Below are 18534 nucleotides of genomic sequence, written 5' to 3' on the forward strand. Positions count from 1 at the left end.
TAATGGTTCTAAAGATGCCCAACAAGCAGATATTAAAAAAGATGCCCGTGGCATGGCGATAAAACTTTTAGGAGTACCGGGAGAAAAGCTTTTAGATGATGAAACCTCTACTCAAGATTTCATTATGATCAATCATCCTGTCTTTTTTGTGAATGATCCAGTCCGATATATGTCATTTATGCAAGATATAAATAGCGATAGATTTTTCAATAAGCTCTATATTCCTTTTGCATTAGGAGCTAAAGGAACCTGGATTGCCTTAAATACGAGAAATAAAATTTCTAATCCTTTGCAAACTAGATATTGGTCTATGGTGCCCTATCAATTAGGAATAGGCACTGATCGTCAAGCTATAAAGTATTCAGCTCAAGCATGTTCGACAGTGACAGATCCTCTTCCACATGCTCCGCATCATAATTTTCTAAGAGAAAAATTGCGCAAACATTTGCAAAAAAGTGAAGCATGTATGGAGTTTCTGATACAGCCTAGAACATCAAACACCATGTCAGTCGAAGATTCCATGACTGAATGGCAAGAAAGTGAGGCGCCTTTTTACAAGGTCGCAACTATCCGCATTCCTCAGCAAGTTTTTGATACACCTGAACAAAACAAGTTTTGTGAAAATCTCTCTTTTACACCATGGCATACACTACCGGAGCACAAACCTCTGGGAGTAATAAACCGAATGCGAAAAGTGATTTATGATCGTATTAGTGAGGTTAGACATGATATGAATTCTACTCACAGATCAGAACCACATTAAAATATAAGTGCTTATATGAAGTTATTAGCTAAACTAAAATAACCTGTTGTACTACTCATTCGCCTTAACTTAAAAGCTTTAGTTTACAAACTCTGTGCAGAGTTAATTTAGAAACATAAATAAAGCTGCTACATTAAAAATGACATTATAAAAAGGAAAATGGTTTCAGCGATGAAAATTAAATCTCCTATTATTAAATTGATCATGAGCTGTTTATGTTTAGGTTCAACATATGCAATAGCCTCTCCTCCACTTCCCGATAGCAGCAAAATCCAAGCATCTCATATTTCGGAAAAAATACCGGGTACAATATTATCTATACAAGAACAAAATACTGATCTGTTTACGAATGCCTCACAACGTTTCTTAATTAATTATCGCAGTCGTGGCACAAAATCCGAACCCATTGTCACTTCAGGCTATATCTTGTTACCTAAAGGCAAATTCCCTAAAGATGGCTGGCCTGTTCTGGCTTGGGCGCATGGTACAACTGGCGTTGCTGATACATGTGCACCCTCTGGCGATTATATGGGTGGGCCAGTCCATGTCTATCAACAAATCGCAGCTAAGGCATTGAATGCCTGGCTCGCTCGCGGCTATGCAGTCGTTGCACCTGATTATCAAGGTTTAGGCACTCCGGACGGTCATCCTTATATGAATGCGCGAAGCCAGTTGCATACTGTCGTTGATGCTGTACGAGCGATCCACCATTTAAAGCCTTATAACTTTAGTAAAAATTGGTATGTTATGGGTCATAGTCAAGGAGGTGCAGCATCTCTTAAAGTTGCAGCATCCGGTCAAAAAGATGCGCCTGAATTTGATCTTCGCGGGGCAATTACACTGGCACCAGGCGGTTATCAATATGAAGGAATCGCTGAATATGTTGCCAGCAATTCGCAAATCACGACTAATGTCGCCGCATTTTTTCCAATTGTGCTTTTAGGAGCAGAGGCTGCGGATCCGCTGCTTGCTCCAGCAAATTTAGTGAGCCCAGAAATGGGAGAAATTCTTAATCATGCACGCAGTCGCTGTTTGTCAGAATTACAATCTGACCTAAAACAAGCACCTAAGACTGTCTTTAAATCAAATGTAAATCTGGCACCTTTGACCAATTATTTAAAAGAACAGTCTATTGAGAATATGACACCGACTGTGCCGGTTCTGCTGGTACAAGGTGAGAAAGATCAACTGGTCGATGATCGTGGTACTTATGCTTACTATCAGCAGGTATGTACGAAGCAGAAATCTATCGCCTTCCATCTCGTCAAAAATGGAGATCATCGTGATTCCTTAAGACAGAGTGAATTTCTAATTGGAAACTTTATCCATTCAGTTGAACAAGGGAAAGCTTTGAACACCTGCCCTACAAAATAACCCGGTGAGCTTTTGTATTTAATCATTAAAAACTCAAATATTTTAATCTTCATATTTATAGAATAGTCCTTTAAAGGAGCACTATTCTATAAAGAGGATAAACTAATATTAATCCGTATTCTTACTTTCTGTTAAAACTATACTTACGATTTCGAATTGTTTTGAGCCCATCATTTTTATACTTTAATTCTTTAGCAAATAATAATTAGAATGAAAGAGGTTATTTATGTGCTCGAACTATGAATTTCCCTCAAAAAAACGTCTTTCCTTATTAGATATTCATGAAGAGCAACTCGAACTGGGCATGAAACCGCATGTTTATCCTTTAGCGCCAGCCCCAATCATTATGCGCGGTGCTGATGAGTTTGAGCTGGATATCGCACGTTTCGGACTGATTCCAGCCTGGGCGAAAGAATTGAGATATGGCCGGCATACCTATAATGCACGGACTGAAACAGTGGCATCCAAACCGAGTTTCCGACATGCCTGGAAAAACAACCAGTTTGCTTTGGTACCCGTCGATACATTCTATGAACCTAAATATATAGACGGTAAATCGCACTGGTTTGGCATTTCACGTGAAGATGGCAATCCTTTTACCGTGGCGGCGATTTATGATGACGCACACATTGATGGTGAGAAAATCAGATCATTTTCGATGCTGACCATAAATTCAGATCAACATCCCTTTATGAAACAGTTTCATGACCCGAATGACGAAAAACGCTCGATTATTGTGATTCCGGAAGAATCACGACATGACTGGTTGCACTGCGATCATGAACAAGCCCATGAATTTTTCTTTGAAATGAAAGATGAATTTATTGCAAAGCCTAGAGATCAAGGTTTATCGGGAAATTAAAAAGCCCTAAACCAAGTTAGGGCTTCGTCCATATGAAAAAGCTATTTTTGCTCTCTCAATGGATTTTCCGGTTCTGCATTGGGTTTTTTCTCTGGTTTGACATGCTTATAAGATGCCTGATTACCTTTATCGTCATTCGATTCTTTATGGGGATTTGATTCTTGCTCTTGCTCTGGCTTATTTGTCATATGCATCTCCTTCATATATCTATTAAGAGATAAATATGACATCTGCTGCTAAACATCAATGTTATTTATGTTGCACATTCAGTTTTATAAAGAGACAAACTTTCCTTCAAGTGCTCTTTGACATTTCACAATTCTTGTTGTTCATCTGAGCAAATAAGCTGTTCAGCCTGATCGTAGACGATATAGCAAAGAATATGAATTCGCGTGCGAGCCGATATCGAATACATGAAATTTTCTAACCTTATCCACTGACGGAAAAAGTCTTTTCATCTCAGCAAAACCTTTAGGATGATTGGCCTTAATCATTCGATACCAACCATCTAATGCAGTTTCAGCCTTTGGCCTCTTTTGAATTGCTTCAAGAATTCGAGCACAGATGCTCACCTACATATATTCTATTGTATTTTGCTATTTCAGTTCTAAGTACTAAGAATTTATCAAAACGTAATCCTATTGAAATATTTTTCTTATAAAGTATTCCTTGTGAGAAATTATGTTTAGATCCAAAAATTTTATCAGTAAAGAAAAACCCCGCCAACTGATGATTGAACGGGGATTGATCTTCATTAATATGTCTGATGATTTGGCACATTATTCAATATTTTTCAAGCAATCACGACACTGTTTGACCTCATCATGGTCACACGTGTAGTTAATTTCAGTCGCACCATGAAGACCAAATAAACAAAATATAAATTGCATCATGTTTTTCTCCTGAGTGTAAAAAGCTCGATCCAACATCAAGCTTTATTGCTTTAAATATAGAATGACTCAATACAAAATGATTGGATCAGCGATCTAGAATAACTTCAGTACTCAGCTCTGTTTAGCCTTTAAGTAAAATTGAAGCTTTTGGGGCTAAGTTCGTACAGGCTCTTCAGCTTGAGTCGTCTGATCCTTTTTACAATGATCACTTTTACAATGCTTGCTGCTCATCATCTGACACATTTTCTCTTTGCAAGATTTAAAACAACAGCCGACCATCACGCCCATGCCAAATGCGCATATACATCTCATCATAGCTTTGTCCTGTCTTTTCGTGAAAAGAGATATATAAATAACATCTATTCATGTATCTCTCCTGAGGGAATTTTCAGGCTTTATGTTGTGTATGAAAACTTATGTGAAAGAGAGTGAGCAAAAAATACAATCAGCAAAGAAAAAACCAGATTTAAGACGGAAAAGAAAAAGCCTGTTTAACTCTCCTAAATTAAACAGGCCTTATAATGTGCTGATTTTTAATTATTTTCATTAAGTTCTTAGAATGACGCCAAGATATCACTAGCCATGCAGCCAATCTGTGTAGGATATATAGATGCAATGTTTCAAAATATGAAAAAACCATTACTTTTGTTAATTAAATGACTGTAATTTATCCAAAAATATTTTTAATGAGAAAATAAGATTACTAAATAACCAAAACCCAAGAAGAATTGCTAAACCTATAAGTGAGAATGGGTTAATTTAGATTTTTAGAAGAAAATTCCTTATTTCAGTCAATATCGGATGTTATGAATGTTCAATGTCTCATAAAGTTTATAGATCATTGCTTTCTTTTTAGTCATTTCTCTCTATAATTTTTCATATGAGCAATAACAATATTTTGGCAGCATGAAAAATCGCATCCTAATTACTTTATTGATGAGTCTGGCAATAAGCGGCTGCCAAAAACAGCAAGCAGAGAATTCAGCTGAGGCTGCTGCAAATATTAAAGCGCAGTTTGAACAGTCAGATAATCAACTCAGTGCTTATCTGGACAAACTCGACTCTTCAACAATTAGTCTGGAAGAAAGAACACGCATCCTGTGTGAACAATATCCTAAAGAATATAAAAATAACTACATGCCTGCTCTGCTAAAACTTGCACCCAAGGAATATACAGAAAAAGAGTTGCTCACAGACCTAGACAATGCCTTGAATTTCTACAAGCTAAAAGCCAATATTCAGTGTTAATAAATACTTAGTCTAATCGTGCAATGAAATATAAAAAAAACCGCCTGAATCAGGCGGTTTTTTTATGAAGAGCATATATCTTAAAAAAGATTAACGCTGTAGCTTTCACTGATCTTGTTGATTACGTGAACGTTGTTGTTGCTGGTTACTGTTTTGCTGTGGCTGTTGTTGCTGTTGGCCTTGCTGGTTTTGTTGCTGCTGGTCGCGCTGTTGCTGGTTGTGTTGACCACCCTGCGGCTGTTGTTGTTGCTGGTTATTTTGTTGCTGATTTGGGTTTTGCTGGTTGTTTTGTTGACGCTGCTGATCTTGATTGCGCTGTTGATTTTGCTGTTGCTGTTGTTGCTGCTGTTTCTGTTGGTCTTGCTGTTGATTATTAGCCATGGTGGTATTCCTTACTATTTGCTTTAAATTAAAAGCCGATAGGTTTCGACTTAATATCTACTCTACGCATTTTTCAGATTTCGCCAACCTTTAACCTGTTACAGATTAATTCAATGTAAAAAATAGTAAGATAAGTACTTGAAGTGGAGATTAATGCGTAACATAAATTACCTGATATAATGCAACAGAAACATAATGAAAGATTCTATAGGTCAAAAATCTATTATCCAATAAAAGGAATAACTTAAGTCCTATTTCATATATAGGAAAATTTTTAATAAAATTTAAAAAGCGTTATTAAACAGAACCACTTAATAACTATACTATTGATATTTATAAATATATAAAAATAAATCTAAATCTTCTATATTTTTAAAAAATTAAATAAAACATTAAAAATACAATTCTTTTTGAATATTATTAACTGTGAAGAAATACGATACTTAACATGACCTCACCAATAAAACTTAAGCTGTTTCGAATTTACCTTGACTTTAATTCAAATATTTTTACTTATTATTTTGGTATAAACTTAGATCAAATCATTGTTTGTAATTATACTTATTAATCTATTGATAATTAATAAGCCTCTTTTAAAGAGGCTTATTAATTATCAATAGATTAATAAGCCTCTTTTAAAGAGGCTTATTAAATTCAGTTTTTATTAGATATTGACCACTTTGACGATAATCGTTTGAGTATCTTCCTGCTCTTCGGCCAGATGCAAACGTTTAAGCTCTTTGCTTTTTACTTTGAACTGTAAGTTCTGATAAGAAATTGTGCTTGGTATCTGATCAAAATATTGACCATCAGCGTCAATTTCTTCCTGAAATAATGGTGTACCCAATTGATAGTCAAGACTTTTTAAGACTACATATTTTACTGTGGTTTTCATTCCAACACCCTACTTTCACTAAGCACTTTATTTTTATTTTTACCACTGTTCCGCCTGAGAAGAAACCTCTATTTTTGAAAATAGCCCAAGCTTTAACCATTCAGATTTTGCGATCAGATCAACATGAAATTACACTAATCTATGAAAAAAATTTTAACTTTCATAAAAATATAAATATACTTGGAGTTGATCGACAGAAAAAATCTGTCTAAATTGATCTAAAATCACTCTCACAAAGAAAATATAGAGACTATGATAAAAACCTGTTGCGGCTTACTCGAAGAGAAAAACATAAAAATTGCCTTTATCGAAAGCGCAAGTTCTGGATATCTCAGTAGCCAGTTCTCCATTTGTAAAGGAGAAGGTGCCGAAATTCTGATTGGTGGTTTGATCTGTTACGATGTAAGTGTCAAGACTTCAGTATTGGGCATTTCCAAGAATCTGATCAATAGTCATACTGCGGAATCTATGCCGGTAACAGTTGCTCTGGCGGAAGCAGGTAAAAAAATGTTCCGTGATGCTGACTGGATTATCGCCTGTACAGGGTTACTTAAACCAGGTGGTAGCGTGACACCAGAGAAACCGGAAGGGACTTTTTTTGTGGCCATTAATGACGGCACGCAAATCCATCAGTTCCAGTATTATCTCAAAGGCTCGCCACTTGAACGCCTCAACAAACTGTCAGCTGTGGTTGCACATGACATGATCAATCTGTTGAATAACAGCTAAGCTTTCAAAGTTACTGTATAGCCTGAATAAGCTTCATTATTTCTACCGTATTTTAAGATAGATTGGCATGATCAAATGCCAATCTATTTTTTTGAGGGTGGAATGACCATGAATATTAAAACTGCACTGCTCCTGCTCCCTCTGAGCTTGCCCACTCTGGCTTTCGCTACCGTAGGCGGTCCACAAAATATTGAAGTTCTAGGCTATGAAGTCAAAGAACAGAAGCTTTATATCATGCGTCATTATCTTCATGGTCGTGGACGCTTGCCTCAACTATATTATTATAATTTTAAATCCCAAAAACCAAATCAACTGGTTCAGGTCAATTCCTTATATATCAATCCTAAAACCAAGCGCATCGATTATGATCAAGACAGTCGCAAGTTCGATCAGGACATTGCCAAAATCAAAAAACGTTTAGTTCCATTAAATCCAATTCAAAAATCAAAACTACAGCTTAAGGTGTTAAAGACAACAAAAGGTAGCGCGCCTGCCTGGCATGACCCTCAGGAAAAAGTGCCAAAATGGACCTATCAATATCAAGTGAAATCTGGCTTACAAAAAAGCGCGGTTCAGCAAGCGGTTAGTTATCAGCAAGGCTTGAAAATTAGCCAGGCCTATAAAGTTCCGAGACAAAATAAAACTCTGGTAATAGTAAAGTATCTGGGTATTCCTTTTGAAACAGGTTATAGCATTGAAGATCCGGCACTGTTAAGCCGATAACGAAACCGATAAAAAATAAGGTCTCAATTGAGACCTTATTTTTTTTATTTTTACTACAGAAACAGATTAAGCCGCAGTAGAACGCTCAGCGATTGGCACTACTTTACGTAACTCTGGCCCAGTGTAATCCGCGCTTGGACGGATAATACGATTGTCTGCACGTTGTTCCATCACATGTGCGGCCCAGCCTGTCACACGCGACATAACAAAGATCGGGGTAAACAGCTTGGTTGGAATGCCCATAAAATGATAGGCAGATGCATGGAAGAAATCCGCATTACAGAATAATTTCTTCTCACGCCACATGACTTCTTCACAGCGTACCGAGACTGGATAAAGTACCGTATCACCGACATCTTTGGCCAAACGCTCCGACCAGACTTTAATAATGCCATTACGCGGATCATTGTCCTTATAGATCGCATGACCGAAGCCCATGATTTTTTCTTTACGTTCCAGCATGCCCAGCATTTCACGTTCAGCTTCTTCAGGCGACTTCCAGTTTTCGATCATGTCCATCGCAGCTTCGTTGGCACCGCCATGTAGAGGGCCACGCAAGGAACCGATTGCACCGGTAATACAGGAATGCATATCTGACAGCGTTGATGCACACACACGAGCGGTAAAAGTCGAAGCATTGAATTCATGCTCTGCATACAGAATCAAGGAAACATTCATTACCTGTTCATGTAGCTCATTTGGTTTTTCACCATGCAGAAGATGCAGGAACTGTGCACCAATCGAATCATCGTCAGTATTTTCTTCAATACGTACGCCGTCATGACTATAACGATACCAGTAACAAATGATTGCCGGCAAAGTTGCCAAAATGCGGTCTGCGATATCCTGTTGCTGCTCAAAAGACTGCTCAGTTTCAAGATTGCCCAGCATGGAAACGCCAGTACGCATCACATCCATTGGATGCGAATCCGCAGGAATACGCTCAAGGACTTCTTTTAATGCCTGAGGTAAAGTGCGCAAGGATTTCAGTTTGGCTTTGTAGGCAGCCAATTGCTCTGCTGTCGGCAATTCTCCAAAGAAAATCAGGTAGGCGACTTCTTCAAACTGGCAATGTTCAGCCAGATCCTGTACGTCATAGCCACGATAGGTCAGACCTGCGCCACTTTTGCCTACTGTTGAAAGTGAGGTTTTACCTGCCACTTGTCCGCGCAATCCTGCGCCAGTGAGTACTTTTCCTTCAGCCATTTTTTTAATTCTCCTGTTTAAACAGTTTATCTAATGTGTCTTCGAAGCTGTGATAATCTAAAAATTCGTAGAGTTCTTTTCGTTGTTGCATGATATCCAGCACATTTACCTGAGTACCATGTTCGCGTACTGAACGCATCACTTCAAGTGCGGCTTTTTGCATGGCACGTGTTGCTGACAATGGATACAGCACCATGCCAATGCCCTGCTCCGCCAGTTCATCAACCGTATAATAGGGTGTATCACCAAATTCGGTAATATTTGCCAAGACTGGAACACCGACCGCATCACACACTGTACGGTACATGGTGATATCGGTCATCGCTTCAGCAAAGATCGCATCTGCGCCCGCTTCAACACAGGCAGAAGCACGGTCAATCACGGCTTGCAGGCCTTCTTTTTGCAGCGCATCGGTACGCGCCATTACCACAAAGTTTGAATCGGTTTTCGCATCTACAGCCGCTTTGATACGATCGACCATTTCCTGCTGCGATACGATTTCTTTATTTGGACGATGGCCACAACGCTTCTGTGCCACCTGATCTTCAATATGAACCGCAGCGGCTCCTGCAGCAATCATCTGTTTGATTGTGCGGGCAATATTTAATGCACCGCCCCAACCGGTATCGATATCGACCAGTAAAGGTGTATCCACACGCTCAGTGATCCGGCGTACATCTTCAAGAACATTATCCAGGCTAGTCATGCCCAGATCAGGCAAACCATAAGAATAATTCGCGACACCCGCACCTGATAAATAAATGGCTTTATAACCGACCTGTTTGGCCATCATGGCAGCATAGGCATTTACTGTGCCCATAATTTGCAATGGTTTCTCGACTTCAAGCGCTTGTCTAAATCTTAAACCTGCAGACATTTGTTCTGTCATCTTCCTTTTCCACAGTCTTGGCTATAATTATTGAAATTCGAGTATACTCATTTGGCTTGCTCATTCCATAACCCGATAGAACAAATACTCTAAAACTTTAGTCAAATTTTTAAGTTTTGCTTTACCTAATCAGCAAATAGCGCACTTATCCGGCGCAATTATGAAATATGTGCATATATTTGCTATGATGGCGTTTCAATCTCTATTGACATGTTGATGTATTATCTCCTATGCAAGACCTCGCCCTAGAACCGCTCGCCAAAGATCTGCCACAGACCAAACGTGGTCATGAGCGTTGTATTGCGCTGCTGATCAGTGCAACCGAGCTGTTTCTGGAACGGGGTTATGATGCTGTGTCTCTGGATGATATCGTCCAGCATGCCGGAGGCTCCAAAGCCTCTATTTATAAGTACTTTGGCAATAAAGAAGGCTTGTTTAAAGCCATTTGCGATTATCGCCGTATCAAGTTTTTTGAAGATATCAGTATTCCGATCGAACTGATGGCACTGGATTTTCGTAGTTATTTAGTACACACGTTGCTTAATTTTTATCACCAGATCATGCAACCTGAAAATTCGGCCTTTATGCGTCTGGTACTGGAACAGAGTCAGCGCAATCCAGAACTTGCTCAGCATATTCATGAGCGAGGCCCGGTGCATGTGCAAAGTGCCATTGCCACGGCCTTAGAACAGGCAGATGCGCAAGGTTTATTACATTGCGAGAATCCGCAATATTCGGCGCAGCTGTATTTTGGTATTTTGCGCAATCTGGAATGGCGTATTCTGATGGGAATTCCGGTACAGGAAGATGATCAGGAAATCGACAAATACATCAGTTATTGTGTGGATCGCTTTTTAGACGGTCATCAAAAAGTCTAGTTTTTTTGCATTTTTCATTGCTTATAGTATATTAGCCGATTCCGTATTTTTTCTTAAACTAACCAACAACTGATTGTTGATCGAGTTTTTCGGCAATTATTGTGGAGTAACGAATGGCTCTCCGTCACTTTCTCACCTTACGCGATTTATCAACTTTAGAACTTAACCAGATTTTGCAACGCGCAATTGAGCTTAAGCGCAAACAGCATAACAATGAAGTGTTCCAACCATTTGTTGGTAAAGTGATGGGCATGATTTTTGAGAAATCGAGTACCCGTACGCGTGTTTCGTTTGAAGCTGGCATGAGCCAATTTGGTGGTAGCGCGATTTTCCTGTCTTCACGCGATACCCAGTTAGGTCGTGGTGAACCGATTGAAGATTCTGCACGTGTGATTTCAAGCATGCTGGATATCGTGATGATCCGCACTTTCGGCCATGATATCGTGGAGCGTTTTGCATCTTATTCAAAAGTTCCAGTGATTAATGCGTTGACAGATGACCACCATCCTTGCCAGCTACTTGCTGACATGCAGACTTATGTAGAGCAACGTGGCTCAATTGAAGGTAAAACTGTTGCCTGGATTGGTGATGGCAACAATATGTGTAACTCTTATATTGAAGCTGCACATATGTGGGGCTTTAATCTGAAAATTGCAGCGCCAAAAGGCTATGAGCCACAAGAAAAATTCCTGTCTGAATTCGCGCATTGTGTGGAACTGGTTCCTTCTGCTGAAGATGCAGCGGTGAATGCTGACCTGATCGTGACTGATGTTTGGGCAAGCATGGGGCAGGAAGAAGAGCAGAAGATCCGTGAAAAAGCCTTTGCAGATTATCAGGTGAATGAACGCCTGATGGATCTTGCACATCCGGATTGCTTGTTTATGCACTGCTTGCCTGCGCATCGTGGCGAAGAGATTTCAGAAAATCTGCTTGACCATAAAAATGCTGTAGTTTGGGATGAAGCAGAAAATCGTTTGCACGCGCAAAAAGCCTTGGTTGAATTCCTGATTAATGAAAATCTGAAAAAAGACTAATTTTTTAAGATGAATCTTCACAAATTAAGCACCAATCTCTGGTGCTTTTTTTGTCTCAGCTCTTATAATCGTTGTTGAAATGGAATAAAAAGTGATTTTATACAATGCAAAAAAAATATTGGATTTTGGCACTCTTGGCAGGTTTTAGCAGTGCTGTCTTACCGGTGCATGCTTCTGAATTTGACCAATATCTTCAAGAAAAAAATATTATTGACAGCAAATTTAAAATTCAGAAAAAAGCTGAACTGAATGAATTACTCGCAGTGCTCAGTGCAGAGGATTCCAGAACTTTACCGTTGCAGATTGATCAAAATACGATTATTGAACAATTGCAGTTAAGTGCCAACAAAACCACACTGAAAGGCATGATCATCACGCCCGATTTTAGCCAGTTTGAAAAAGACCTAGGGCGCAAAGAAGTGATGAAAGTCATTCGCAACAATCTGCTGAATAATTGTGAAATTTTCTTTGAGCATCGTTATCAGATTGCGAACCCTTACAAGGTTGAACTCAGCCTGAACTCGCAGACACAAACCTATAAAACTGATATTTCCCAAAAAGATTGCAAATTAAAATAATCTAAACCCATAAGACATTTATTTCAATTCAGGATTCTTGAATCCTGAAAACAAAAGGTAGCTATGGCTACCTTTTTTTGATGAACTTTTTTATCAAGGTGTACCTCAATTAACGTATCAAGCCTTGTGGTTGCAAAATAATAACCAGTGCACCCAGTATTACCACCATACCACCAAGCAGATCCCAACGTGACAGTGTGACTTGATCAACGAAGCGCAACCACATCAGTGCTGAAAAAATATAGATACCGCCATAAGCGGCATAGATCCGTCCTGAAGCAGCTGGATGCAAGGTTAACAGCCAGACAAAAGCCGCCAAAGCCAGAGCTGTCGGAATCCATAACCAGTGGCTTCTCCCCTGATTTAAAATCAGATAGGGAAAATAACAACCTAAAATTTCCATCAATGCCGTGACTAAAAACAGTAAAAATGTCGTGAACAGCTTGGTAACTTGAATATCCATAATTTATCTTTTAAATGATATGAATTTGATAATTTAAAATATGAGTCCATGAAAAAACCCGTGCAAGCACGGGTTTGATCCTTCTTATTAATTAAGCTGGTTCAGCAGTCTGGTCTTCAAAAACTTCAAGTTTTAAGCCAACCGCTTTACCATTTTCTTTTTTCACCGATACTGCAACATTGCCGCCATTTTCAGCCAGCTCACCAAACAGGATCATCTCAGCCAGCGGTTTTTTCAGGTGTTCCTGAATCAAACGTTGCATTGGACGTGCGCCCATTAAACGGTCATAGCCATGTTCTGACATCCATTCACGTGCACTCTGATCCACTTCCAACATGACTTTTTTGTCATCTAGTTGTGCTTGAAGTTCAGTCAGGAATTTATCTACAACATTTTCAATAATGCTGCTTGGTAATGCCTTGAACTGAATCACGCCGTCGAGACGGTTACGGAATTCCGGCGAGAAGGCTTTCTTCATCGCTTCCTGATTATCGTTACTATTGTCCTGTTCCATAAAACCAATGCTGACACGCGAAATACTTTCAGCCCCAATATTGGTGGTGAGTACCAAGACCACGTTACGGAAATCAGATTTACGCCCGTTGTTATCAGTCAATGAACCATGATCCATAATCTGCAATAACAGGTTAAACACATCTGGATGCGCTTTTTCGATCTCGTCTAGCAACAGTACACAATGCGGATTTTTATGAATCGCATCGGTCAATAACCCACCCTGATCAAAACCGACATAGCCCGGAGGTGCACCGATTAAACGAGACACCGCATGGCGTTCCATGTACTCGGACATATCGAAACGAACCAGTTCCACACCCATCTGTTTTGCCAGCTGCTTGGTCACTTCGGTTTTACCAACACCTGTAGGACCCGCAAAGACAAAACTACCTACAGGCTTATCTGGAGACTTCAAACCGGCACGTGACAGTTTAATTGCAGAAGCCAAGGCCTCAATCGCTTCATCCTGACCAAAGACCACACGTTTTAAATCACGCTCAAGATTTTCCAGCACACTCTTGTCATCTTTAGAGACAGTTTTCGGAGGAATACGCGCAATTTTAGAAACGATGTCTTCAATATTTTCTACGGTGATTAAACTGTCATCTTGTTCTGCTTTGAGACGGCGCTGAGCACCGGCTTCATCAATGACATCAATCGCCTTATCTGGCAAGAAACGGTCGTTGATAAATTTCGCAGAAAGTTCTACCGCAGACACTAAGGCTTGATCTTCATATTCCACATGATGGAAATCTTCAAACTTCGATTTCAGACCACGTAGGATATCAATAGTTTCAGAAATAGATGGCTCATTCACATCAATTTTCTGGAAACGACGCGATAAAGCATGATCTTTCTCAAAGACCTGACGGTATTCCTGGAATGTGGTTGACCCGATGCAGCGTAAAGAACCATTTGCCAGCGCCGGTTTGATCAGATTCGATGCATCCATGGTACTGCCCATACTCGAGCCTGCACCAATAATCATGTGAATTTCATCAATAAACAGCACTGCTTCAGGTTTCTTTTTCAACGCATTTAAAAGCTGTTTCAAGCGTTTTTCAAAGTCGCCACGGTATTTGGTTCCTGCCACCAAAGCACCAATGTCCAGACTGAAAATTTCAGCATTTTCCAGTGGTTTTGGCGCTTTACCATTGACAATTAACCAAGCCAGCCCTTCAGCAATCGAGGTTTTACCGACACCTGGATCACCGACAAGGAGTGGGTTATTTTTACGACGGCGGCAAAGAATTTGCGCGGCACGCTCGATTTCTTTTTCACGACCAATCAGTGGATCGGTCTTACCTTTTTGTGCTTCAACATTCAGGTTAGTGGTATAAAGTTCAAGTGGACCTGAACTTGCTGAAGATGCTGATTCGCCATCTAGATCTTCGATTTCTTCTTCAGACTGTACATCTTCTTTACGGGTACCATGAGACAGGTACTGAGTCAGGGTCAGACGGTTAATTTGATGACGTTTCAGCAGATAGACTGCAAATGAGTCACGCTCAGAATACATGGCAACCAGAATATCAGCACCTTCTACAGTACGATCACCACCGCTTGATTGCACGTGAAAAATCGCGCGTTGCAAGATCCGGTCGAAGCTTTCTGTCGGGTGTGGTGCCTGATCACTATTTTCACCAAGTTTAGGGGTATGTTGTTCTACGTACTCTTCTAATTCCTTACGCAACACGATGATGTCGGCACCACATGCTTTGAGAGCATTTACGGCAGAATCATTGTCGAGTAAGGCTAACAATAAATGTTCTACGGTCAGGAACTCATGTCTCTTTTGACGAGCCATGCTGACAGCCAAACGTAGTGATACTTCTAATTGACGACTGAGCATGTAACCCCCTTAATCTTTAGGCTCTATTTGGCAAAGTAACGGATGACCTTGTGATCGAGCATAATTATTGACTTGGTTCGCTTTGGTCTCCGCAATGTCTCGAGGATAGACCCCAGCTACACCCTTTCCTTCATAATGTACAGTTAGCATTACTTGTGTAGCTTGGTCAAGATTCATTGCAAAGTATTGTTGTAAAATTTCAATTACAAACTCCATCGGCGTATAGTCGTCATTTAATAAAACAACGGCATACAACGGTGGACGTTTCAGTTCTGGCGGTGCAGTCTGTACAGCTAGGTCAGAATCACCGTCTTCAGAGGGTTCATTTGCTAAACGTGGGCTGATATGCCAATCAACGATTCCAGACTCATTAAAAGAATTTTTAATATCACTTAAACACATTTGACGTTTATTGCTTGGCATAAGATTTATATTTCACACTTAATTTGCATTTGCTTCGGTTTTCGGAATTTCGGACAAGGTGGCAGACTGATTTTCTACTGCTTTGCCCTGTTCCCAACTAAAACGACGAATCACAGGTTTGGCACCAGTAAGACGCACTTCAATAAATTCTGGCTTAAAGCCCTTAGGCATGGTCCAGCGGCCAGTGAGTCGCTCATAATTTTCGAAATTAAAGTTTTTATCTTCCAGTGGCACCACCAAAATTTCCGTACCTTTAATCAGGCGCAGTTCCACGCTACCTGAAGCACGGCTTTTGCCTGGGCTGACCTGAACCAGATCAATCTGGTATTCAAAGGCATTTTCCGGCAAAGGTTTAATCGACAGGTTTTGAACCGCCAATGCCAGACCACCACGCTGACGCAAGATCTCGCGATAAATGGTTCCCACACTTTCGGCCTGAACCTGTTCATCACGTGCCTTGGTCATGGCCAGATACAGATCATTGGCATTGCTGACAGCCAGATCACGCTCCTGAACCGCAGTATTTAGCGTCTTGTTCAGTGTTTCCAGACTGGCTTTCTGAGTCTGTACCACATCGACCAGTTGCTCTGCATCTGCATCATAACCCGCCGCAGTCAAACCCTGACGATGTCCTACGGTATATCCGAGTACGCCACTGCTTAAGATCAATACAGCCGCACCAATGGCTAAGGGCGTATTGCCTTTCATGAATGGTTTCTTAGTATCGGGTTCCTGAGGAAGCGTCGTATTTGACTCGTTATTCGGCATTTTGATCTCTTGTTTGCTTTAATCAAGACACACATTTAAATGCAAATCTAAATGTGTGTGAAGTTCTAATACGTTTTTTATGGTAATAAACCAATATTATTTAAGCCAGCATCTTCAGCAAAACCAAACATCAGGTTCATGTTTTGGACAGCCTGACCTGCTGCGCCTTTTACCAAATTGTCTTGTGCAACCAGGATCACCAGTTTTGTTGGTTGTGGCTTATACAAGGCAATACGCAACTGATTCGCTCCACGCACTGAACGGGTTTCGGGTGAGCCACCCGCCGGCATAACATCGACAAATGCTTCATTGGCATAGAACTGCTCATATAGCGCTTGTAAATCTGCTGCTTGGCCTGCTTCAGTTAAATCGATATAGATGGTCGACAACATACCACGGATCATTGGCACCAAATGCGGTACAAATAAAATATGATCAAACACATTTTTTTGACCTGAAATATTTTCCAGTGCTTCGACAATTTCAGGATGATGGCGATGACCCGCTACACCATAGGCCTTAAAGTTATCAGCATTTTCAGAATAAATCATGCCCAGACTAGCTTTACGACCTGCACCTGATACACCCGACTTGGCATCGATAATAATGCTTTCAGGTTTCACCAATACTTCAGCCGCTTTTAAGACTGGCGCCAGACCTAACTGAACTGTGGTTGGATAACACCCCGGATTCCCGATCACATTGGCTTTTTTAATCTCTTCACGATTCAATTCAGATAAACCGTATACAGAATCTTTTAACAGTTCTGGACATGCATGTTGCATGCCATACCATTTTTCAAACTGTTCAAGATCTTGTAAACGAAAATCAGCAGCTAGGTCGATCACTTTTGTATTTGCAGCAACCAGCTCTTCGGCATGTTTCATTGCGACACCATGCGGCGTTGCAAAGAACACCACATCGCATGATTTTAATAAATCCAGACTTAAATCGGAAAATTTAAGATCGGTATGCCCGCGCAAGCTCGGGAACATGTCATCTACACGACGGCCTGCTTCAGTACGTGATGTCAGTGCTGTTACATTTACATCTGGATGTCGTAGCAAAAGACGCAAAAGTTCAACGCCTGTATAACCCGTACCACCCACAATACCCACTGAAATCACGATGATTACCTCAAATAAATGTTTCCTTTATACAGCCTAGTATGACAGGAAGTTGAGGTTTTCTAAACCATTTCACTGGGGTTTGCTGGTTTTTTAATTGATCAGCAGGATAAGTCCGATTTAGAGGATTAAATGCATAGATTGCTTAGGCTATTTTAATAGAGTTATATGGACTTATTAATTATGGTTTTAGGCACCCCACCAATATGGCAACGGCGTATTTTTCAGCGTTATACGATGCTGCTGGAAATGCTGATCATGCTTAGCAACTTCTGCCCAAAAGCGTGGACTATGATCAAAATGCTTTGTATGTACCAGCTCATGGACAGCGACATAACGCGTGACTTGTTCAGGGAATAATACCAGCGCACTGTTCAACATAATGTCATGTTTGGCTGAACAACTACCCCACCGGGTTTTAGGTTGTCGAATATTGCAGTCTTTAAAAGGTAAATGACATTGCTGTGAGACGAGATTTAAATATGAAGGCAGCTGTTCTTTTGCGTAGGCAATCACGAAAGCTTTTAAATATTCTTCAGGATGTCGGTCACTGATCCAAAGCTGTAGATCTTCATGATCAAAAATGAAGTTGTTCTTCTGGCTTTGATAAGAAATTTTTAATGGTGCTTTTAGATTGAATAACCGCAGCTCACTCGGTAGCGTCCGGTCAATATTTTCGATTTTTTCCTGCTGGGATTGCCAGGTTTTAATCAGCCAGCTTTCAGATTGTTCAATAAAATGCCGTATCTGTTTTTTGCTGCAAAAAACCGGGGCTGTAAGGCGAATCTGTGTTGCATCGACACGCAAACGTAACCGTGTTGAACGGACATTTCGGGTGATTTGAATTTCGGGTAGGTCGGATAAGGTCATTTTTTATATTTAATCATTTTTTTAATCCTCCCCCTTGCGTAGCAGTGCTACTCACCTTTATT

At 40.3% G+C, this 18534-nt stretch carries 21 protein-coding genes; 9 read left to right on the forward strand and 12 right to left on the reverse strand.

What is annotated here, in order from left to right; genetic code table 11:
- The 3 genes from Q9R24_RS00005 to Q9R24_RS00015 all read left to right on the forward strand — a co-directional run.
- Nucleotides 1-763, forward strand: a 763-nt coding sequence (locus Q9R24_RS00005; protein ID WP_311204744.1) for a catalase, incomplete at its 5' end; no start/stop codon positions are given.
- Between the two features lie 171 nt (nt 764-934).
- On the forward strand, nt 935-2137 hold the full coding sequence (locus tag Q9R24_RS00010) for an alpha/beta fold hydrolase (protein ID WP_311204743.1): 1203 nt from the start codon (nt 935-937) through the stop codon (nt 2135-2137).
- Between the two features lie 226 nt (nt 2138-2363).
- On the forward strand, nt 2364-2999 hold the full coding sequence (locus Q9R24_RS00015; RefSeq protein ID WP_180087310.1) for an SOS response-associated peptidase: 636 nt from the start codon (nt 2364-2366) through the stop codon (nt 2997-2999).
- Between the two features lie 41 nt (nt 3000-3040).
- Here Q9R24_RS00015 and Q9R24_RS00020 read toward each other — a convergent pair whose 3' ends face one another.
- Together Q9R24_RS00020 and Q9R24_RS14980 are read right to left on the reverse strand one after the other, a co-directional pair.
- The gene (locus tag Q9R24_RS00020) at nt 3041-3187 is read right to left on the reverse strand and encodes a hypothetical protein (protein ID WP_004646799.1); all 147 of its coding nucleotides are present in this window, start codon (nt 3185-3187) and stop codon (nt 3041-3043) included.
- A gap of 162 nt (nt 3188-3349) precedes the next feature.
- Complete coding sequence (locus Q9R24_RS14980; RefSeq protein WP_180038688.1) at nt 3350-3571, reverse strand: type II toxin-antitoxin system HigB family toxin; 222 nt, start codon at nt 3569-3571, stop codon at nt 3350-3352.
- Between the two features lie 1227 nt (nt 3572-4798).
- Here Q9R24_RS14980 and Q9R24_RS00030 point away from each other — a divergent pair.
- Nucleotides 4799-5140, forward strand: coding sequence for a hypothetical protein (locus tag Q9R24_RS00030; RefSeq protein ID WP_005107130.1), 342 nt, complete (start codon nt 4799-4801; stop codon nt 5138-5140).
- A 105-nt stretch (nt 5141-5245) separates the two neighbouring features.
- Here Q9R24_RS00030 and Q9R24_RS00035 read toward each other — a convergent pair whose 3' ends face one another.
- A complete protein-coding gene (locus Q9R24_RS00035; RefSeq protein ID WP_005107131.1) occupies nt 5246-5521 on the reverse strand; it encodes a hypothetical protein in 276 nt (91 codons plus the stop codon).
- 664 nt (nt 5522-6185) lie between these two features.
- Nucleotides 6186-6416 carry a hypothetical protein gene (locus tag Q9R24_RS00040; RefSeq protein ID WP_004280185.1) on the reverse strand — a complete coding sequence of 77 codons (231 nt, stop codon included), beginning with the start codon at nt 6414-6416 and terminating at the stop codon, nt 6186-6188.
- Between the two features lie 252 nt (nt 6417-6668).
- Here Q9R24_RS00040 and Q9R24_RS00045 point away from each other — a divergent pair, with 252 nt between their 5' ends.
- Together Q9R24_RS00045 and Q9R24_RS00050 are read left to right on the forward strand one after the other, a co-directional pair.
- Nucleotides 6669-7145, forward strand: a complete 477-nt coding sequence (locus tag Q9R24_RS00045; RefSeq protein ID WP_311204742.1) for a CinA family protein — start codon at nt 6669-6671, stop codon at nt 7143-7145.
- Nucleotides 7146-7247: 102 nt separating this feature from the next.
- The gene (locus Q9R24_RS00050) at nt 7248-7868 is read left to right on the forward strand and encodes an aminotransferase (protein ID WP_311204746.1); all 621 of its coding nucleotides are present in this window, start codon (nt 7248-7250) and stop codon (nt 7866-7868) included.
- Between the two features lie 66 nt (nt 7869-7934).
- Here the strand turns inward: Q9R24_RS00050 and prpC are convergent, their stop codons facing one another.
- Both prpC and prpB read right to left on the reverse strand, forming a co-directional pair.
- Complete coding sequence (prpC, locus tag Q9R24_RS00055; protein WP_044110021.1) at nt 7935-9074, reverse strand: 2-methylcitrate synthase; 1140 nt, start codon at nt 9072-9074, stop codon at nt 7935-7937.
- Between the two features lie 4 nt (nt 9075-9078).
- Nucleotides 9079-9963, reverse strand: coding sequence for a methylisocitrate lyase (prpB, locus tag Q9R24_RS00060; protein ID WP_004280180.1), 885 nt, complete (start codon nt 9961-9963; stop codon nt 9079-9081).
- 230 nt (nt 9964-10193) lie between these two features.
- On the opposite strand from prpB, the gene Q9R24_RS00065 reads away from it, so the two are divergent.
- From Q9R24_RS00065 to Q9R24_RS00075, 3 genes are all read left to right on the forward strand, one after another.
- Nucleotides 10194-10841, forward strand: a complete 648-nt coding sequence (locus tag Q9R24_RS00065; RefSeq protein ID WP_004646788.1) for a TetR/AcrR family transcriptional regulator — start codon at nt 10194-10196, stop codon at nt 10839-10841.
- Between the two features lie 113 nt (nt 10842-10954).
- The gene (argF, locus tag Q9R24_RS00070) at nt 10955-11875 is read left to right on the forward strand and encodes an ornithine carbamoyltransferase (RefSeq protein ID WP_004280178.1); all 921 of its coding nucleotides are present in this window, start codon (nt 10955-10957) and stop codon (nt 11873-11875) included.
- Nucleotides 11876-11979: 104 nt separating this feature from the next.
- Entirely contained in the window at nt 11980-12453 is a 474-nt protein-coding gene (locus tag Q9R24_RS00075; protein WP_004280177.1) for a hypothetical protein, read from the forward strand.
- 109 nt (nt 12454-12562) lie between these two features.
- On the opposite strand, the gene Q9R24_RS00080 is transcribed toward Q9R24_RS00075, so the two are convergent.
- The 6 genes from Q9R24_RS00080 to Q9R24_RS00105 form a co-directional block, all read right to left on the reverse strand.
- Nucleotides 12563-12916 (reverse strand): YnfA family protein, encoded by a 354-nt coding sequence (locus tag Q9R24_RS00080; RefSeq protein ID WP_311204741.1) that lies wholly within the window; start codon nt 12914-12916, stop codon nt 12563-12565.
- Nucleotides 12917-13007: 91 nt separating this feature from the next.
- The gene (clpA, locus tag Q9R24_RS00085) at nt 13008-15284 is read right to left on the reverse strand and encodes an ATP-dependent Clp protease ATP-binding subunit ClpA (RefSeq protein WP_005246535.1); all 2277 of its coding nucleotides are present in this window, start codon (nt 15282-15284) and stop codon (nt 13008-13010) included.
- 9 nt (nt 15285-15293) lie between these two features.
- The gene (clpS, locus tag Q9R24_RS00090) at nt 15294-15707 is read right to left on the reverse strand and encodes an ATP-dependent Clp protease adapter ClpS (RefSeq protein WP_004279780.1); all 414 of its coding nucleotides are present in this window, start codon (nt 15705-15707) and stop codon (nt 15294-15296) included.
- 18 nt (nt 15708-15725) lie between these two features.
- On the reverse strand, nt 15726-16475 hold the full coding sequence (locus Q9R24_RS00095; protein ID WP_311204740.1) for a DUF6776 family protein: 750 nt from the start codon (nt 16473-16475) through the stop codon (nt 15726-15728).
- Between the two features lie 77 nt (nt 16476-16552).
- Nucleotides 16553-17608, reverse strand: coding sequence for an N-acetyl-gamma-glutamyl-phosphate reductase (gene argC / locus Q9R24_RS00100; protein ID WP_311204745.1), 1056 nt, complete (start codon nt 17606-17608; stop codon nt 16553-16555).
- A 183-nt stretch (nt 17609-17791) separates the two neighbouring features.
- Nucleotides 17792-18472 (reverse strand): SprT family zinc-dependent metalloprotease, encoded by a 681-nt coding sequence (locus tag Q9R24_RS00105; protein WP_311204739.1) that lies wholly within the window; start codon nt 18470-18472, stop codon nt 17792-17794.
- Nucleotides 18473-18534: the final 62 nt, after the last annotated feature.

Source organism: Acinetobacter sp. RRD8, from assembly GCF_031844225.1.
In the GTDB taxonomy this organism is placed as follows: Bacteria; Pseudomonadota; Gammaproteobacteria; order Pseudomonadales; family Moraxellaceae; genus Acinetobacter.

Bases quoted from the DNA above. Each gene is read 5' to 3' on its own strand.
- Q9R24_RS00010 (WP_311204743.1), top strand. From the start codon at position 935: ATGAAAATTAAATCTCCTATTATTAAATTGATCATGAGCTGTTTATGT.
- Q9R24_RS00030 (WP_005107130.1), top strand. From the start codon at position 4,799: ATGAAAAATCGCATCCTAATTACTTTATTGATGAGTCTGGCAATAAGC.
- Q9R24_RS00020 (WP_004646799.1), bottom strand. From the start codon at position 3,187: ATGACAAATAAGCCAGAGCAAGAGCAAGAATCAAATCCCCATAAAGAA.
- prpB (WP_004280180.1), bottom strand. From the start codon at position 9,963: ATGACAGAACAAATGTCTGCAGGTTTAAGATTTAGACAAGCGCTTGAA.
- Q9R24_RS00045 (WP_311204742.1), top strand. From the start codon at position 6,669: ATGATAAAAACCTGTTGCGGCTTACTCGAAGAGAAAAACATAAAAATT.
- Q9R24_RS00075 (WP_004280177.1), top strand. From the start codon at position 11,980: ATGCAAAAAAAATATTGGATTTTGGCACTCTTGGCAGGTTTTAGCAGT.
- Q9R24_RS00035 (WP_005107131.1), bottom strand. From the start codon at position 5,521: ATGGCTAATAATCAACAGCAAGACCAACAGAAACAGCAGCAACAACAG.
- clpS (WP_004279780.1), bottom strand. From the start codon at position 15,707: ATGCCAAGCAATAAACGTCAAATGTGTTTAAGTGATATTAAAAATTCT.
- Q9R24_RS00015 (WP_180087310.1), top strand. From the start codon at position 2,364: ATGTGCTCGAACTATGAATTTCCCTCAAAAAAACGTCTTTCCTTATTA.
- clpA (WP_005246535.1), bottom strand. From the start codon at position 15,284: ATGCTCAGTCGTCAATTAGAAGTATCACTACGTTTGGCTGTCAGCATG.
- Q9R24_RS00105 (WP_311204739.1), bottom strand. From the start codon at position 18,472: ATGACCTTATCCGACCTACCCGAAATTCAAATCACCCGAAATGTCCGT.
- argF (WP_004280178.1), top strand. From the start codon at position 10,955: ATGGCTCTCCGTCACTTTCTCACCTTACGCGATTTATCAACTTTAGAA.
- Q9R24_RS00095 (WP_311204740.1), bottom strand. From the start codon at position 16,475: ATGCCGAATAACGAGTCAAATACGACGCTTCCTCAGGAACCCGATACT.
- Q9R24_RS00065 (WP_004646788.1), top strand. From the start codon at position 10,194: ATGCAAGACCTCGCCCTAGAACCGCTCGCCAAAGATCTGCCACAGACC.
- prpC (WP_044110021.1), bottom strand. From the start codon at position 9,074: ATGGCTGAAGGAAAAGTACTCACTGGCGCAGGATTGCGCGGACAAGTG.
- Q9R24_RS00080 (WP_311204741.1), bottom strand. From the start codon at position 12,916: ATGGATATTCAAGTTACCAAGCTGTTCACGACATTTTTACTGTTTTTA.
- Q9R24_RS00040 (WP_004280185.1), bottom strand. From the start codon at position 6,416: ATGAAAACCACAGTAAAATATGTAGTCTTAAAAAGTCTTGACTATCAA.
- Q9R24_RS00050 (WP_311204746.1), top strand. From the start codon at position 7,248: ATGACCATGAATATTAAAACTGCACTGCTCCTGCTCCCTCTGAGCTTG.